Origin of the sequence: Streptomyces africanus, from assembly GCF_030816955.1 — a bacterium.
In the GTDB taxonomy this organism is placed as follows: domain Bacteria; phylum Actinomycetota; class Actinomycetes; order Streptomycetales; family Streptomycetaceae; genus Streptomyces; species Streptomyces africanus.
On the sequence record NZ_JAUSYP010000001.1, the window covers coordinates 502,207 to 518,286 of the forward strand.

Below are 16,080 nucleotides of genomic sequence, written 5' to 3' on the forward strand. Positions count from 1 at the left end.
GGCCGCGGTTTTCCCGGCGCCGCCCGCGTTTTTCCCGGTGCCGCCGCGGACACCCGCAAGGGCATGGCCACAACGACTCAGTCCGTACGCCGGGGGGCCTTACTCGCGAGCGCGCTCGCGGCTCTCGGCTCGCTGACCGCCTGCGGAACCGCGCACCGCGCGGAGACCGCCGCGCAGCAGGTGCCCGCCGCCGGCGCCGGTGCCCGCTGCCACACCTCCGAGCTGCGCGCGTCCGTCGGCCGGATGGATCCGGGGGCCGGGCAGCGCAACTTCCCGGTCGTGCTGACCAACGTCTCCTCGCGCACCTGCACCCTGCACGGCTATCCGGGTGCCGCGTTCGTGGACGCGTCCGGCCGGCAGCTGGGCCCCGACCCGAAGCGCACCCCCGGCGAGCCGGCGACCGTGACCCTGGCGCCGGGCCGGAGTGCCTGGGCGGGGCTGCGGTACGCCGACCCCGAGGTCAGCGGCGCCCACGCCGCCACTCCGGCGGCGCTGCTGGTGACTCCGCCGGACGAGCGGAAACCGCTGAAGGTGCGGTGGACGGCCGGTGAGGTGCCGGTCGGCGGAAACGCGTCCTCGGTGTTCCTGACGGCGTTCGAGGCGGGCAGCGGGCCGTGAGACCGACGGGGCCCTCGTAGTTTTCTTACCAACCCCTGGTTTCATGGGCGGGCACGCTGTGATCACGCCCCGGAGGACTCCGCCCTGAACCCCCCGCTCGCCGAAGTCCTGTCCGTGGCGTTGCTGGCCGCCGTGCTCGTGTGGGCCGTACTCCGTCCGCGAGGGCTGCCCGAGGCCGTGCTGGCGGTGCCGGCCGCCGGGCTCGCGGTCGCCGTCGGAGCTATCTCTCCCGACCACGCGTGGGAGGAGGTTCAGCGGCTGGGGCCCGTGGTCGGCTTCCTCGCGGCCGTGCTGGTGCTCGCGCACTTCTGTGACGTCGAGGGGCTGTTCACGGCGTGCGGGGCGTGGATGGCCCGCTGGGCGGCTGGGCGTCCCGCGCGGCTGCTGACCGCGGTGTTCGCGCTGGCCTCCGTCATCACGGCCGTGCTCAGTCTGGACGCCACCGTCGTCCTGCTGACACCGGTGGTGCTCGCCACCGCCACCCGCATGGGCGTCCACGCCCGGCCGCACCTCTATGCGTGCGCCCATCTGTCGAACACCGCCTCGCTGCTGCTGCCGGTCTCCAACCTGACCAACCTGCTGGCCTTCACGGCGAGCGGGCTGAGCTTCACCCGGTTCGCTGTGCTGATGGCGCTGCCCTGGCTGGTGGCGATCGGCGCGGAGTACCTGGTGTTCCGGCGCTTCTTCGACGAGGAGCTGACCGCCCCGCTCCCCTCGCCCGACCCCGCGCGGCCCCCAGAGCTGCCCCTGTTCGCCCTGGTCACCGTGGGCTGCACGCTGGCCGGGTTCGTCGTGGCCTCCGCCCTCGGGATCGCACCGGCCTGGGCGGCCCTGGCCGGTGCGCTCGTGCTGGCCGGACGGGCGCTGCTGCGGCGACGGGCCACCCCGCTGACCGTGGTGCGGTCCGCGGCCCCGGCGTTCCTGGCGTTCGTGCTCGCCCTCGGCGTCGTCGTGCGGGCGGTCGTCGACCACGGGCTCGCCGACGCGCTCCAACGAGCGCTGCCCGATGGCTCGGGCCTGCTCACACTGCTGGGCGTGGCCGCGCTGGCCGCCGTCCTGGCGAACCTCATCAACAACCTGCCCGCGGTCCTGGTGCTCCTGCCGCTGACCGCGGGAGCCGGCCCCGGTGCCGTACTGGCGGTGCTGCTCGGCGTGAACATCGGCCCCAACCTGACCTACGCCGGATCGCTGGCGACCCTGCTGTGGCGGCGGATCGTGCAGCAGCACGGACACCGGGTCGAAGTCGGGGAGTTCACCCGGCTCGGGCTGCTCGCGGTTCCGGCCGCGCTGGTGCCGGCCGTGGCGGCGCTGTGGCTGTCGCTGCGCGTCGTCGGGGGCTGAGCCGCGCGTCCGGTCAGCGGCGGCCGCCCCCGTAGCCGCCGTACCCATAGCCGTAACCCGGGTAGCCGTAGCCCGGATAGCCGTAGCCCGGATAGCCGTAGCCCGGATAGCCGTACTGGCCGTCCCCGTCGCAGGGGTAGCCGTAGCGGTCGCAGGCCGAGTCGGTGGGGGCCGCGCCGGTCGGGGTCGGGCGCGCTGCCGACGGGGTGGCGGACGGGGTCGGTGTCGCCGTGGGTGTCTTCGAGGGCGTGGGCGTGGGTGTCGGGGTGGGGCGCGGCGCCGGGGCGGCGGCGTGCCAGTTGACGGCCTCCATCTGGAGGTCCGCCTTGGAGGTGTCGATCGCCCACCGCTGGTCCTCGTCGTCCGCCCGGGTCTTGAGGACCAGGGCTCCCGAGCCGTCGGTCGCGGCCGGAGCCAGGGCGAGGTCCTGGTTCCAGCGGGGCACCAGGGCGCCCTGGAGGGTGAAGTCGTAGCGGATGTTCCTGGAGTCCGGCTGGGACGCGCCCGTGCAGGGGGCCAGCCGCACCGAGTAGCCGAGGTGCGAGTCCAGGCACAGGCCGGGAGCGGCGCCGTTGCGCAGCAGGCCGTCGGTCTCGTACGTCCACTGCTGGGCGGCGGCCGAGGAGCAGGGGGTGAGCTCGGCCTCCGCGTCCTCGACGGCCTTCGCGCCCTCGACGCCGACGCACAGTCCCGAGTCCACGTTGTGCAGCCGGCCGCGCAGGGCACCCTTCTCGGCATCGCCCGACCCGACCCAGGACGGGTCGCCCGTCGGCTCTCCCGCACCGGAGCCGGGCGTCTCGGACGGCCGTCCCGCACCGGCCTGCTGGGGGCCCTCGCCGGAGTTGCCCAGGGACCACAGGACCAGCGGGATGACGACCAGGCCGCTGACGGTCAGGATGCTCACGGTGAGGTTGCGGCGGCGGGCCGTACGGCGGGCCGCCTTGTGGGCGGATCTGCGGGCCGCGGTGCGGGAGCCCGCGACACGCCGGCCGGGAGTGGTTCCACCGGCCGGCGGGGCGTCGGGCGGGGCGGGGAAGCCGTCGTGGGCGTGCGCTGTTTTCTCTCTCGCGGGGGCGGCCGGCGGGCCGACCGGGTCGGTGAACGACTCCCCGGCCATGCCCGCGAGGACTACGGGGTCGGGGAAGGCCTCCCCGCCGGCCACACCCGCGGTGAGTCCGGCCCCCGCGGCGGCCGTCTCCGCGCCGGGCCCCGTTGCGGCCGTTTCCGTGCCGGGCCGCGGCACGTCCGTCACGCCGTTGTCCGCGACGCCGCTCGATCTGCTCTCCGCGTACTCCAGCCCGCCCCAGCCGAGCACCGCCTCCGCCAGGGCGAGACCGAGCCCGTGGTTGAACCGGCCGAGCTGGTCCGCGGCAGCGGCGCAGTGCCCGCAGCCCTGGATATGCGCGCGTAGATCCGGGTCGATGCCGAGGCCGCCACGCCGGTACGTCACGTCGAGCAGGCGGAGATAGCGCCGGCACTCCTCGTCCGGCGCGAGTTCGCGGTGCAGTTGGAGGCTCTCCTCGCGCAGCCGGTCCCGGGCTCGGTCCAGCTCGACGCGGGCACCCTCCTCGTCCAGCCCGAGCAGTCCGGCGGGGGCGGCGAGCGGTTCGGCCTCGACCTCGACGTGCCACAGCAGACAGCGCGCCGACTGGGGCAGCCGCTGGAAGGCACCGGACAGCAGGCGCCGGTGCTGCTGCGGCAGCAGCCGGGCACTCACCCGCTCCCCCTCGCCGGCCCCGGACAGCAGTTCCGGGTGGAGCATGTCGCGTCTGTGGTCGGTGGCCCACTCGGCGGCGATACGCCGCACGGTGACGAGCAGATGGGGCCGCCACGCGGAGGTGGGGCCGGTCTGGCGCAGGGTTTCGCCGAAGATCCGGGTGAATGCGGCGGTGGTGAGTATTCCGGCGGAACGCGGCCCGTCGGTGCACAGCCGGGCGTAGGCGGAGGCCGCCTCCCAGTGCCGGTCCAGCAGCTCGCCGACGGGGTGAAGCGCGGGGGTCGCCCCCGTCCACTTCCTGAGCTCGGCGCTCAGTTGCTCGTCCGTCGCGCCGATCCTGCGGGCCGGACCCGGAGAATTCGACGGGCCTGCGTCGTTCACGGCTGCATTCCTCTCAAGGACATGCGGAAGAAAGTCCATACCAAGGGGTATGTCGGCCCGGTGGCCTCGCGCATGCGAAGAAAGGCGTGTTGTCCGGACGCCGACAGGGCACACCTTTGCACAGGTCAGCGACAGGGAACAAGTGATCTCACGGTTTCGTGCATTGCGTAGGCGGGCAGGGCCTTTTGACAAAACGTCAATGTGCGGTGCGAAAGGGATTTCCGCACTGTCCGTTCTGTTTTTTCCGACGCGTTTTCGCCCGGGGCTCCGAAGCGTCGCCCCAAAACCATTGAACTGCCGCCTGCACAGCAGCTCACACCCGCGGACCTTCCCGGCACGGCCCTTTCGAGGGCTCGTCCCGGAACCAATGACCACACCGCCGCTCAGCCCCACCGGCCGCCGTGAGCGGCGTTCCGGTAGGCCCCCGGAGGTGTCCCGTAGCGCTCGCGGAAGACGCGGTTGAAGTGGAACGGGCTGGCGAAACCCGAGGCCGCGGCGACCCGTTCCACGGGCAGGTCGGTGCCTTCCAGCAGGCGGGCGGCGTGACGCAGCCGCGCCTCGCGCAGGGCGCGCATGGGCGACCGGCCGAGCTGACGGCTGAACAGATGGGCGAAGCGGGACGGCGACAGGGAGACCTGTTCGGCCAGTGAGCGGACGGTGTGCGGGGCGCCCGGGTCGGCGTCGATCAGCTCCTGGGCCCGTTGGATCCGTGCGTCGAGTCCGGGACGGGGTGCCGCCGGCCGGGCACCGGCGGTGGTGAGGAGGACGATCTCCTCCAGTGCGCACAGGGCCAGTTCGCGGGCGACGCCGCCGTGCGCGACGGCGATCTGCCCGTCCGGGTCCGCAGTGTCGTCTGCGGCATCCCCCGAGGCCACCGTCTCGGGCGGTGGTGGCCCGGCCCCGGGACGGCGGGCGTCGGCGTGCATCCGCCGGAACGCCGCCTCGACACGGCCGTGCACCCCGGCCGGGGTGGACGCGACCACGAACATCCCGTCACCGGCCTCGTACGGCCGCAGCCACGCGGCCCACGACGGGCGGGCCCGGCAGTGCGCCCACCAGAACCGCCAGCGCCGGGCGCCGGGCTCGACCGCGTAACGGTGCGGGGCCCCCGGGGCGAGCACCACCAGGCGGCCCGGGCCGGCCGAGGTATCCGCTCCGCCCTGCCAGAGCCGCCCACGGCCTCCCGTGGTCCAGGTGAAGAGCCAACTCGCGGACCCCCTCGGCCGGTTGACGACGTAGCCGGACGGCTGGTCGAAGTGGCCGAGCACGACCAGGCCGGGGGGCGGTGCGGGGTCCCCGTCGTGCCCGTGCTCAGCAGTACCGGGCAATCCGTCAGCACGCACGGGCATCCCTCTCGACGGCTCGGTGGCCTAGCGTGTCGTGCCGGGGACCACTGACCGAGGAGTGCGTTCATGACAGTCACAGGCAACGGCGCCGCCGGCGCTCCCATTCTGGACCCTGCCGCGCTCCGGCGGTACCGGGAGGATTTCGAGGAGGACGGTTTCACGGTCGTGCGCGGGCTCTTCGGAGCCGACGAGACCGAGCGGCTGTGCGACGAGTTCGCGGCGCTGCGTGCGGCCGGTCCGGTTCCCGGGCACTTCGAGCCGCGCGCGTCGGGGCCGGGCGCCGATCCGCTGCACGTCTGGCCGCGGGTGATACACCCGCACGAGATCAACGACGTCGCTCGCGACGTCCTGCTGGACGCCCGGCTGCGGACGGTGCTGGAGGTGCTCCTCGGGGAGGAGGTCCTGGCCGCGCAGAGCATGTTCTACTTCAAGCCGCCGGGTGCCCGGGGGCAGGCGCTGCACCAGGACAACTTCTATCTGCGGGTGGAGCCGGGCACATGCGTGGCGGCGTGGCTGGCCTGCGAGGTGATCGACCGGGAGAACGGCGGGCTGGAGGTCGTGCCGGGCACGCACCGGATGGACCTGTTCTGCCCGGACGAGGCGGACCCGGGGGTGTCCTTCGCGCGGGAGTACGTTCCGCCGCCGCCCGGTCTGGCCGCCGTCCCGGTGGACATGGAGCCGGGGGACGTTCTGTTCTTCAACGGCAGTCTGGTGCACGGGTCGCAGCCGAACGGCACGGCGGACCGGTTCCGGCGGTCGTTCATCGGGCATTACGTGGGGCGGTCTGCGGAGCGGATCGGGGGGTTCTACCGGACGTTGACGATGAGCGGGGCGCGGGTGGTGCTCCCGGAGAGCGAGGGGGCGGGGCCCTGCGGGACGGAGTTCGCGCCGCGGGGGCCCCACTGATCTGTCGTCCGCCGGTTCCCCGTGGGCCGGTTTCAGTGACCGGCGATCGGATGCGGTGTGTAGGGCCGCTCCAGTTCCTCGAGTTCCTTGTCGCTGAGCTCCAGCTCCACCGCTGCCACCGCGTCCTGCAGGTGCTGCGGCTTCGACGCTCCCACGATCGGGGCCGTCACCGTGTCCTGGTGAAGCAACCAGGCGAGGGCGACCTGGGCCCGGGGGACGTCCCGCTCCCCGGCGATGCGGGTGACCGCCTCGACGATGGTGCGGTCGCCCTCCTGGTACAGGTTGCTGCCGAAGGTGTCGGTGGCGCTGCGCTCGGTCGTGGTGTCCCAGTCGCGGGTGAGACGGCCGCGGGCGAGCGGGCTCCAGGGCAGCACGCCGACGCCCTGGTCCGCGCACAGGGGCAGCATCTCTCGCTCCTCCTCGCGGTAGAGGAGGTTGTAGTGGTTCTGCATGGAGACGAAGCGGGTCCAGCCGTTCAGCCGGGCGGTGTACTGGGCCTTGGAGAACTGCCAGGCGTACATCGAACTCGCCCCGATGTAGCGGACCTTGCCGGCCTTGACGACGTCGTGCAGGGCCTCCATCGTCTCCTCGACGGGGGTGTGCGGGTCGAAGCGGTGGATCTGGTAGAGGTCGACGTAGTCGGTGCCGAGGCGGGTGAGGCTCTGGTCGAGCTCGCTGATGATCGCCTTGCGGGACAGTCCGCCGCCGTTGGGCCCCGGCCGCATCCGGCCGTGCACCTTCGTGGCGAGCACGATCTCGTCGCGGCGGGCGAAGTCGCGCAGAGCCCGGCCGACGATCTCCTCGCTGGTGCCGTCGGAGTAGACGTTGGCCGTGTCGAAGAAGTTGATCCCCGCCTCGACCGCCTGCCGGATCAACGGGCGTGAGGCCTCTTCGTCGAGGGTCCACTCGTGCCGGCCCCGGTCCGGCAAGCCGTAGGTCATGCACCCCAGACAGATCCGCGAGACGTCCAGGCCCGTCGAACCGAGCTTCACGTACTGCATCGTTGCTGCTCCTGCCTTCGGGAGGTGTTCCAGGGGGAGCGTACGTGCTCGTGTGCACTCGAAGGCGTCAGCCGGGTTCGACCAGGTCCAGCGCCCGTTCCCAGCCGAACTCCGGCCGGCCGCCGTCCTCGTCGGGCTCTCCGGTGTACGGCTGCCCGAACCGTACGCCCATGCCCCGCAGCCGTTCGAGACTGTCCCGGTAGGCGGGGTGGGAGGCCAGCGCGTCGGCCACGCACGGCAGGACGGCGACCGGCACGCCCAGCCCCGCGACCTCGCACAGGGTGCCCAGGGCGAGGGTGTCGGCGATGCCGGCCGCCCACTTGTTGACGGTGTTGAAGGTGGCGGGTGCGACGACCACGGCGTCGGGCGCCGGGAACGGGCGCGGCTCGCCCGGGGTGCGCCAGGCGGACCGGATCGGGCGGCCCGTCTGGGCCTCGACGGCCGCGGTGTCGAAGAAGCCGTTCATGGCGACGGGCGTCGCGATGACACCGACCTCCCAGTCGCGCTCCTCGGCGGCGGTGATCAGTTTGCTGACGTCGGCGGCGATACCGGCGGCGCAGACGACGACGTAGAGGAAGGGCTTCCGGGCGGCCTGTTCCGTCATCCCGGAAACCCTAGTCACTCCATCGGGCTCACCGGACGGGGAACGTGGCTCCGCGCTCCCGTTCCGGCCGCGGGCCGAAGATACGGCGGTCCCGCTCCTCGATCGGCACGTCGTTGATGCTCGCCTCGCGGCGGGTCATCAGGCCGTGCTCGTCGAACTCCCACAGTTCGTTGCCGTAGGAGCGCCACCACCGGCCTTCCGCGTCCCGGCACTCGTACTGGAAGCGGACCGCGATGCGGTTGCCGTCGAAGGCCCACAGGTCCTTGCGCAGCGCGTACTCCCGCTCGCGCTCCCACTTCCCGGTCAGGAACTCGACGATCTCGGCGCGCCCGGTGAGGAAGGTGTCGCGGTTGCGCCAGACGGAGTCCTCCGAGTAGGCGAGGGCGACCTTGTGCGGGTCGCGGGTGTTCCAGGCGTCCTCGGCGGCCTGGACCTTCTGCGCGGCGGTGTCCCGGGTGAAGGGCGGCAGCGGCGGGCGGTCGGTCACGGATCCCCTCAGCTCACCGTCTCCGACACGGTGATGGCGCTCACCGGGCACGCCCGGGCCGCCTCCCGCACCAGGGGGTTCCCGCCGCCGTCCTCCTGGCCGGGCAGCAGGGCGCTGTAGCCGTCGTCGTCCTGGGTGAACACGTCCGGGGCGGTCAGGGCGCACTGGCCCGCGCCGATGCAGACGTCCTTGTCGATGTCGATGTGCATGTCGGAAGCCTCTTACCAAGTCACGGGGAGTTCCAGCATCCCCTGGATCGTGTCGCCCGGTTTGAAGGGGATCTCCTCGGCCGGGGCGGCCAGCCGCAGCGTGGGCAGCCGGTCGAAGAGGGTGTGCAGGGCGATCTCGAGTTCGGCGCGGGCGAGGTTCTGGCCGAGGCACTGGTGGATGCCGAAGCCGAAGGCGACGTGGTGGCGGGCCGAGCGGCTCCAGTCGAGCTTGTCCGGCTCGGGGTAGACCGTCTCGTCGCGGTTGATGACGGAGGTCGCGAAGACCACGCCGTCACCCTTGCGGATCGTCGTTCCGGCCACCTCGATGTCCTCGACGGCCAGGCGCAGCAGGCCGTCGGCGATCGACAGCATCCGCATCAGCTCCTCGACCGCCGCCGACAGCAGCCGCGGGTCGGCGCGCAGCTCGGCCAGCCGTTCGGGGTGCTGGAGCAGGGTGAAGGTGCCGAGCGAGATCATGTTGGCGGTCGTCTCGTGGCCCGCGACCAGCAGGATGAGCGCCAGGGCGGTCAGGCCCTCGCGGTCGAGCGCGCCCTCGCGCAGCTGCCGGTGGACGAGGTCGTCGAGCAGGCCGGTGCCGGGGTCCCGCTGCTTGCGGTCGATCAGCTCGCCGAAGTACGCCTCCAGCCGGTCGCGGGCGTCCTCCACGTCGGCGGTCTCCGGGCCGCGCAGCAGCCGTCGTGACTGGGTCTCGAAGAAGTCGTGGTCGGCGTACGGGACGCCGAGCAGGGCGCAGATCACCATGGACGGCACGGGCAGCGCGAAGGCGCTCACCAGGTCCGCGGGCGGCCCCTGGGCGATCATCGCGTCGAGCCGTTCGTCCACGATCTGCTGGATCCGTGGCCGGAGTTCGACGGCCCGCTTGAGGGTGAAGTCGCCGACGACCATCCGCCGCTGGGCGCGGTGCTCGGGGTCGTCGACGCCGAGGAGGGCCGTTCTGCGGTTCTTGATCCCGGCGAATCGCCGGGTCGGGGCGGGGAAGCCGGGACGGCTGCGGTCGGAGGACAGACGCGGGTCGGCCAGCAGCGCGCGGGCGGTCGCGTGCCCGCTGACCAGCCACGCCTCACGGCCGTCGAAGAGGGTGATACGGGTCAGGGGGCGCTCGCTGCGCAACGAGTCGTACGCGGCGGGCGGCTGGTAGGGGCAGGTCCGGCTCTGGGGGAAGGCGACGGGTGCGGTCGTTTCCGTCATGAAGACCTCGCAGACGAAGTGTGCGTCGTGCCGATCTTCATTAGATGCCCCAGGCACCTATGGAGCGACGCGAAGTTCGGCCAGATCGGCGGCGGCGGCAACATGGCCGAGGAACGCCGTCTTGCCGTTCGAACGCCGGGCTTCGGGGGGCGGGTGGTGAGAGCCGGCCCCTTGCCGGAAGCGGCAGCGTGCCGGTGCCGGTGGGAAAACCGGTTGTCGGTGGGGCGGGGCAGGGCCCAGGATCCAGCCATGTCTGTCGTCACCGTCCTGCTGCCGCTGTCCGCCGCCGTTCCTGCCGCGCGCCGACAGCAGCGGTCCGGCCGCCGCGGAGGGCCGACGCCGCCGCGGTCATGACGGCCGCGCTCGTCGCGGGGCTGCTCGCCGGGTACGGCATCGCCGTCCCCGTCGGCGCCGTCGGGACGTACCTCGTCTCCCTCACCGCCCGCACGTCCCTGCGCACCGGTGTCTGCGCCGCGCTCGGCGTCGCCACCGCCGACGGGCTGTACGCCCTCGCGGCCACGCTCGGGGGCGCGGCCCTGGCGGGCGCGCTGCGGCCGGTGCTCGGGCCGCTGCGGTGGGTCTGTGTCCTGGTGCTGCTCGCACTGGCGGCGTGGGGCGCGGTCACGGCCGTGCGCGAGTACCGCGGCCACCGGCTCGCCACACGGGCGGTCCCCGCTCCCCCGGGTCCCGCCCGGGCCTACTTGGGGCTGCTCGGCATCACCCTCCTCAACCCCACGACCGTGATCTACTTCGCGGCCCTCGTGCTCGGCTCCCGGGCCGCGGGCCCGGCCGGACCTCCGGAGCAGGGCGTCTTCGTGCTCGCCGCCTTCGCCGCCTCGGCGAGCTGGCAGGCGCTGCTCGCCGGGAGCGGAGCGCTGCTGGGGCGGGCGCTGACCGGTCACCGGGGCCGGCTGGGTACGGCACTGGTGGCGAGCGGCGTAATGACGGTCCTGGCCGTGCGGATGGCAGTGGCTCCGGGATAAGAGCGGTGGGTTTACGGATGATTCGCGGGCGTATCGATGTTGAAGGCGGATGCCGGTCAACCGGTGAGACGACGAAGGGACGGATGCCATGCCCCTCCAAGGCGAGTACGAACCCAGCCCGACACAGTGGGTACGCAAGCAGGTGGAACTGTACGAGAGCTCCGGCGGAACGCAGGGCACGACCCTCCAGGGCTCGACGATGCCGGTGGTCGTCCTGACCTCACGGGGGGCCAGGAGCGGCAAGCTGCGTAAGACACCGGTGATGCGGGTGGAGCACGAGGGACGGTACGCCGCGGTCGCCTCCCTCGGCGGCTCGCCCAAGCACCCGGTCTGGTACTTCAACATCAAGGCCGATCCGCATGTGGAGCTCCAGGACGGTCCGGTGAAGCAGGACATGACCGCCCGTGAGGTCACGGGCCAGGAGAAGGCCGAGTGGTGGGACCGCGCCGTCGCGGCGTATCCGGCCTATGCCGACTACCAGAAGAAGACGGACCGTGAGATCCCGGTGTTCGTGCTGGAGCCGGCCGACGGCGGGTGAGACGGGAGGCCTTCGGGCGCGCCCCCGGCGGACATTCCGGCCGGGTGAGGACGCGCAGTCCGGGCGGTCCGGCAGCGGCCGGCCGCCCAGCCACCCGTTCTCCGGCCGAAGGGAGGGGCGAAGCGGCCCTCGCCCGTCCGGCGGGCACGGGTTGCCGCGCGCCCGGCGGGGCCCGGAACGCCGCCTGTCCGCCGGGGCCCCCAACACCACCCGCCCAGCGAGGCCCAGAACGCCACCCGCCCGCCAGGGCCCCCAACGCCACCCGCCAGCCGAGCCCCCCAACACCACCCGCCCAGCGCGGCCCAGAACACCACCCTCCCGCCGAGGCCCGAAACACCACCCGGCCGCCAGGGCGCCCAACACCACCGGCCGAGCGAGGCCCGAAACACCGCCCGCCGCCGAGGCCCAGAACACCGCCCGTTCGCCTGAGCACGGAACGCCGCCCCTCCCGCGAGGCCCCGGGGACGCCGGGCACGCCTCCGTGGTGTCCGCTCCCGACCCGCCCGGAACGACGACCACGCGGAGCGGGCCGGAGAAGCCGACCGCCCGTCCGGATGGTCGGCGAAAAACTTCTCCGGGGAGGTGCATGAACCGTCGGCGACGGGGCACGCGTGGGTCAGGCCCCGCCGCGTTCCCCCGTCGCGGCGGGGCTTTCCGCTGCCTCCTGCGCGCGATGGTCGGTGACATCGAGGAAGATCTGGTCGGCCTCGGGGACCGTCCGGGCGATGGAGCGCTTGATGCGGACGGCGACGTCCTCGACGCGCTCGCTGTCCAGGCCGGGCACGAGGTCGACGCGGGCGGCCACGAGGGCCGAGTCGAGGCCCGTCTTCATGGTGAAGAGCGCCTCCACGCTGTCGATCTCGGGCTGTGCCCGCAGCAACTCCCGGATCTTCCCGCTCGCCTCCCGGTCGGCCGCCTCGCCGATCAGCTGGTCGCGGGCGTCCCGGCCCAGCCGGTAGGCGACGTAGACCAGCAGCGCGCCGATCGCCAGGGACGCGGACGCCTCCCAGACCACCTGGCCCGTGACCATGTGCAGCGCCATGCCGATGATGGCCAGCGTGACGCCGAGCACCGCCGTGCCGTCCTCGGCGACGACCGTACGCAGGGCGGGGTCGCGCAGCCCGGCGCCCATGCCGCCCTGCCGGCGCACCTGGTACAGCGCGCGCAGCAGCGAGGCGCCCTCCGCGAGGAGGGCGATTCCGAGCACGATCAGGCCGGCCACATAGCCGCCGAGTTCCTCCTCCGCTCCGCTCGCCAGGGCCTCGAAGCCCTGGAAGAAGGAGAAGCAGCCGCCCATGACGAAGATCCCGACGGCCGCGAGGAGCGACCAGAAGAACCGCTCCTTGCCGTAGCCGAAGGGGTGACGCCGGTCGGCGGGGCGGCGGCTGCGGCGCAGCGCAGCCAGTAAGAACACCTCGTTCAGGCTGTCGGCCACCGAGTGGGCCGCCTCCGACAGCAGTGCCGGTGATCCCGCGGCCAGGCCGCCGACCGCCTTGGCCGCCGCGATCACCAGGTTGGCAGCGAGCGCCACCAGCACGGTGACGCGTGTCCTCCGATCAGATCCTTCTGCACTCACCCACGCCGATTGCCCCGGTCGGCGGTGCTCACACCGTGCCGTCGGCGGAAAAAGGGGAACGCGTTCACCAGGGCACACGCACGACAAGCAGGCCACACGTACGCCGAAGGAGGTCATCCCCATGAGCCGCGACGACGGCGACGACGGCAACAGCGCCTACGGAAGGAGCAGGTTCAAGCGGTCCAAGGCGCATTTCTCGGACCGGATCACCGCCGATGGCCGGGACGGCTGGCCGGTGGAGGCCGGCCGCTACCGTCTGGTCGTCAGCCGCGCCTGCCCGTGGGCGAGCCGGTCGCTGGTCTCCCGGCGGCTGCTCGGCCTGGAGGACGCGCTGTCCCTGGCCGTCGCCGACCCGGTCCAGGACGACCGCAGCTGGCGCTTCACGCTGGACGAGGACGGCCTCGACCCGGTCCTCGGCATCCGCTATCTGAGTGAGGCGTACGACCGGCGGGAGACGGACTACCCCGGCGGTGTCAGCGTGCCGGCGATCGTGGACGTGCCCAGCGGAAAGCTGGTCACCAACGACTACCAGCAGCTGACGCTCGACCTCGCGACCGAATGGACGGCCCTGCACCGGCAGGGCGCGCCCGACCTGTACCCGGACAAGCTGCGCGACGAGATCGACGAGGTGATGGCGGACGTCTACGAGGACGTCAACAACGGCGTGTACCGGGCGGGTTTCGCCACCGGGCAGGAGGAGTACGAGACCGCCTGCGCGGGCGTGTTCCGGCGGCTGGAGCTGCTCGCGGACCGGCTGGAACGGCAGCGGTACCTCGTCGGCGACACCATCACCGAGGCGGACATCCGGCTGTTCACCACGCTGGTCCGCTTCGACGCGGTCTACCACGGCCACTTCAAGTGCAACCGCTGGAAGCTGACGGAGAACCGGGTGCTGTGGGGGTACGTCCGTGACCTCTACCAGACGCCCGGCTTCGGCGACACCGTCGACTTCGACCACATCAAGCGCCACTACTACCAGGTGCACACGGGCATCAACCCGACCCGCATCGTGCCGCTGGGCCCGGACCTGTCCGGCTGGCTGACCCCGCACCACCGCGAGGAGCTGGGCGGCCGGCCGTTCGGTGACGGTACGCCGCCCGGGCCGGTCCGCGCCGAGGAGCGGGTCCCGGCCGCCCACACATCCTGACCACCCACCCACCCCTCACCGACCAAGGAGATTCACGTGGCCAAGAAGAAGAAGCTGCCCTTCGCCTACCAGCCCCTCGGGTTCGTGCTGGGCTGGTCGAGCGGCTGGCTGGCCGGGCTGGCCTTCCGCAAGACCTGGATGGCGATCCGCAACGAGGAGGACGCGCCCGACGCGCTGGACAAGGACCGCGGCTGGGGGGAGATCCTGCTGGCCGCCGCGGTCCAGGGCGCCATCTTCGCCGTGGTGCGCAGCGCCGTGGACCGCGCGGGCGCCAAGGCCATCGAGCGTTCCACCGGCACCTGGCCGGCCGGGGAGAAGGGCGGCCGCGACTGAGAACGGCACGGCCCCGCCCGCCGGTGCGGCGGGCGGGGCCGGCCCGTCCTGCGCGAGGGGTCACGCGCACTCCCCCGCCGCCCCGTTCAGCCCTGCTTCGGTGCGGTCGGTGGGGTGCGGCGCAGGGTGAAGGAGTGGCCTGCCGGGTCGGCGTAGCCGCGCTCCTCCAGGGGGCCCGAGGGCTCCTTGGCCTCCAGGGGGCGTCCGCCGAGGGAGATGACCCGGCGTTCCACCGCGTCGAGGTCGTCCACCACGAACTCCAGGTGCGCCTGGAGGGAGTTCTCGGGGCGGGGCCAGCTGGGCGGGGTGGCGTTGACGTCCCGGCGCAGGGCGATGCGGAAACCGTCGGCGCCCTTGATCTCCACCCGGTTGGCGGTCGCGTCCGCCTCCTCCCCCTCCAGCAGCTCCTTGTAGAACACGGCGAGCTTCTCGGGCTCGGCACAGTCGAGCACCAGGACACCCGCTTTCACCAGTGCCATGTCTCCTCCGCAGGATTCCGGACGCGGGGCGGTCGTGCCCCGCGGCCTCGTACCTTGCGGTTATCCCGGTCGGGCCGATTCAGTCGGCCGTCAACCACCGTCCGTCGCGCATGAGTTCGCGGCCGTCCAGCTCGTCGGCCTCCCGCCAGGCCTGCACCCGCTGCGGCACGACGCGGAAGTAGAGGTACGGGGTGGCCAGCCGACGGGGGTCGAACCCGGTCTTGGCGGCGAAGAGTTCGGCGTCCTGCTCGGTCAGCTCCCCGGGCTGGACGGTCTCGACGGTGCCGTCGACCAGGACGACGTCACGGGTCGGCCCGATGCCGACGCGGGCGCGGCCGGTCGCGGCCAGATTCCGCCCGGTGGGGCTCGACGCGGGTGTGGCGAACAGCAGATACGAGCCGTTCCACAGAAACGACAGCGGGACCAGATACGGGGTCCCCGACGTGCTGCCGGCCGTGGCGACCCAGGCGTCCACGTCGTGTTCGAGACGGTGCAGGGTGTCCTTCGTGCGCTGCTCAGTGCTGCGTGCGGGTGCGGACGTCATCGTCGGTGCGCCTCCTGGAGAGTCATCGAACGGACTCCGACCAGTGTGGCGTTCCGGGCCTCCGGAGGCCCGGTGGACAAGCCGGTACCGGGTGAGGGATGAGGGAGTATACGCAGCTCATGTGCTTCGGGCAGTAACGGAGATCACGGCGGGGTCACGGAATGGCTTATTCACGTCGTGGGCAGCCTCGTACCGCTTCTCGGTTCAACTTTCGGACTGCGAAGCCCAGTTCGAGTGTGCGGGTGGTCACGGCACCGTCCGCTCGCAGGGGTGGGGGGGACTCTGCGGTCCGTATCCCGAAAGGAAGCGCATGCCTCAGGACGTCCGGTTCGACCTGCCCTTCGACACCCCTGTCAGCCACCCACACCCCCCGAGCGAAGTAGCACATCTCGGACCCAGTGGTCGCGCTACGCCTGACGGGCCGCGAGTGCTTCCTGATCAACACAGCTGAGGCGGCGATGCAGGTGCTCGCGTTGCACCAGGAGTGCCGTCAACGCAGCAGTCGTGCCCCTCGCGCTCGTTCGCAGCAGGAGCCAAAGCCGGTCGCGTGAGTCCGGCTGTCCGGCGAGGCCGTCGCGGAAAGTACAGAAGATTCCCAGACACGTCCGGTCAACGACCACGGTCGATCGATTCCGTTGCCAGGACCACAGCTTATTAGGAG

General features: G+C 72.4%; 17 protein-coding genes. 7 read left to right on the forward strand and 10 right to left on the reverse strand.

The window, feature by feature from the left end; genetic code table 11:
* Positions 1–63 precede the first annotated feature (63 nt).
* Both QF034_RS02580 and QF034_RS02585 read left to right on the forward strand, forming a co-directional pair.
* Entirely contained in the window at positions 64–618 is a 555-nt protein-coding gene (locus QF034_RS02580) for a DUF4232 domain-containing protein (RefSeq protein ID WP_307173340.1), read from the forward strand.
* 114 nt (positions 619–732) lie between these two features.
* The gene (locus QF034_RS02585) at positions 733–1,959 is read left to right on the forward strand and encodes an SLC13 family permease (protein WP_370880760.1); all 1,227 of its coding nucleotides are present in this window, start codon (positions 733–735) and stop codon (positions 1,957–1,959) included.
* A gap of 13 nt (positions 1,960–1,972) precedes the next feature.
* Here the strand turns inward: QF034_RS02585 and QF034_RS02590 are convergent, their stop codons facing one another.
* Both QF034_RS02590 and QF034_RS02595 read right to left on the reverse strand, forming a co-directional pair.
* Positions 1,973–4,057: a ricin-type beta-trefoil lectin domain protein gene (locus QF034_RS02590; RefSeq protein WP_307173341.1), complete on the reverse strand. Its 2,085-nt coding sequence runs from the start codon at positions 4,055–4,057 to the stop codon at positions 1,973–1,975.
* 383 nt (positions 4,058–4,440) lie between these two features.
* Positions 4,441–5,406, reverse strand: a complete 966-nt coding sequence (locus QF034_RS02595; RefSeq protein WP_307173342.1) for a helix-turn-helix domain-containing protein — start codon at positions 5,404–5,406, stop codon at positions 4,441–4,443.
* Between the two features lie 63 nt (positions 5,407–5,469).
* Here QF034_RS02595 and QF034_RS02600 point away from each other — a divergent pair, with 63 nt between their 5' ends.
* The gene (locus tag QF034_RS02600) at positions 5,470–6,309 is read left to right on the forward strand and encodes a phytanoyl-CoA dioxygenase family protein (RefSeq protein ID WP_307173343.1); all 840 of its coding nucleotides are present in this window, start codon (positions 5,470–5,472) and stop codon (positions 6,307–6,309) included.
* A gap of 32 nt (positions 6,310–6,341) precedes the next feature.
* Here QF034_RS02600 and QF034_RS02605 read toward each other — a convergent pair whose 3' ends face one another.
* The 5 genes from QF034_RS02605 to QF034_RS02625 form a co-directional block, all read right to left on the reverse strand.
* A complete protein-coding gene (locus tag QF034_RS02605) occupies positions 6,342–7,310 on the reverse strand; it encodes an aldo/keto reductase (RefSeq protein WP_307173344.1) in 969 nt (322 codons plus the stop codon).
* Positions 7,311–7,377: 67 nt separating this feature from the next.
* Positions 7,378–7,914 (reverse strand): flavoprotein, encoded by a 537-nt coding sequence (locus tag QF034_RS02610; protein WP_307173345.1) that lies wholly within the window; start codon positions 7,912–7,914, stop codon positions 7,378–7,380.
* A gap of 28 nt (positions 7,915–7,942) precedes the next feature.
* Positions 7,943–8,401: a nuclear transport factor 2 family protein gene (locus QF034_RS02615; RefSeq protein WP_307173346.1), complete on the reverse strand. Its 459-nt coding sequence runs from the start codon at positions 8,399–8,401 to the stop codon at positions 7,943–7,945.
* 8 nt (positions 8,402–8,409) lie between these two features.
* A complete protein-coding gene (locus QF034_RS02620; protein ID WP_307173348.1) occupies positions 8,410–8,610 on the reverse strand; it encodes a ferredoxin in 201 nt (66 codons plus the stop codon).
* Between the two features lie 12 nt (positions 8,611–8,622).
* Positions 8,623–9,819, reverse strand: a complete 1,197-nt coding sequence (locus QF034_RS02625; protein WP_307173349.1) for a cytochrome P450 — start codon at positions 9,817–9,819, stop codon at positions 8,623–8,625.
* A 350-nt stretch (positions 9,820–10,169) separates the two neighbouring features.
* Between QF034_RS02625 and QF034_RS02630 the strand changes: the two genes are divergently transcribed.
* Together QF034_RS02630 and QF034_RS02635 are read left to right on the forward strand one after the other, a co-directional pair.
* Positions 10,170–10,802 (forward strand): LysE family transporter, encoded by a 633-nt coding sequence (locus tag QF034_RS02630; RefSeq protein WP_307173350.1) that lies wholly within the window; start codon positions 10,170–10,172, stop codon positions 10,800–10,802.
* 88 nt (positions 10,803–10,890) lie between these two features.
* Positions 10,891–11,340: a nitroreductase family deazaflavin-dependent oxidoreductase gene (locus QF034_RS02635; RefSeq protein ID WP_307173351.1), complete on the forward strand. Its 450-nt coding sequence runs from the start codon at positions 10,891–10,893 to the stop codon at positions 11,338–11,340.
* A gap of 616 nt (positions 11,341–11,956) precedes the next feature.
* On the opposite strand, the gene QF034_RS02640 is transcribed toward QF034_RS02635, so the two are convergent.
* Entirely contained in the window at positions 11,957–12,877 is a 921-nt protein-coding gene (locus QF034_RS02640; RefSeq protein ID WP_370880761.1) for a cation diffusion facilitator family transporter, read from the reverse strand.
* Positions 12,878–13,037: 160 nt separating this feature from the next.
* Between QF034_RS02640 and QF034_RS02645 the strand changes: the two genes are divergently transcribed.
* Positions 13,038–14,063, forward strand: a complete 1,026-nt coding sequence (locus QF034_RS02645; protein ID WP_307173352.1) for a glutathione S-transferase family protein — start codon at positions 13,038–13,040, stop codon at positions 14,061–14,063.
* A gap of 36 nt (positions 14,064–14,099) precedes the next feature.
* The gene (locus QF034_RS02650; protein ID WP_086565167.1) at positions 14,100–14,396 is read left to right on the forward strand and encodes a DUF4235 domain-containing protein; all 297 of its coding nucleotides are present in this window, start codon (positions 14,100–14,102) and stop codon (positions 14,394–14,396) included.
* Between the two features lie 86 nt (positions 14,397–14,482).
* On the opposite strand, the gene QF034_RS02655 is transcribed toward QF034_RS02650, so the two are convergent.
* Positions 14,483–14,875, reverse strand: a complete 393-nt coding sequence (locus tag QF034_RS02655) for a VOC family protein (RefSeq protein ID WP_086565168.1) — start codon at positions 14,873–14,875, stop codon at positions 14,483–14,485.
* Positions 14,876–14,954: 79 nt separating this feature from the next.
* Positions 14,955–15,419 carry a pyridoxamine 5'-phosphate oxidase family protein gene (locus QF034_RS02660; RefSeq protein WP_307173353.1) on the reverse strand — a complete coding sequence of 155 codons (465 nt, stop codon included), beginning with the start codon at positions 15,417–15,419 and terminating at the stop codon, positions 14,955–14,957.
* Positions 15,420–16,080: the final 661 nt, after the last annotated feature.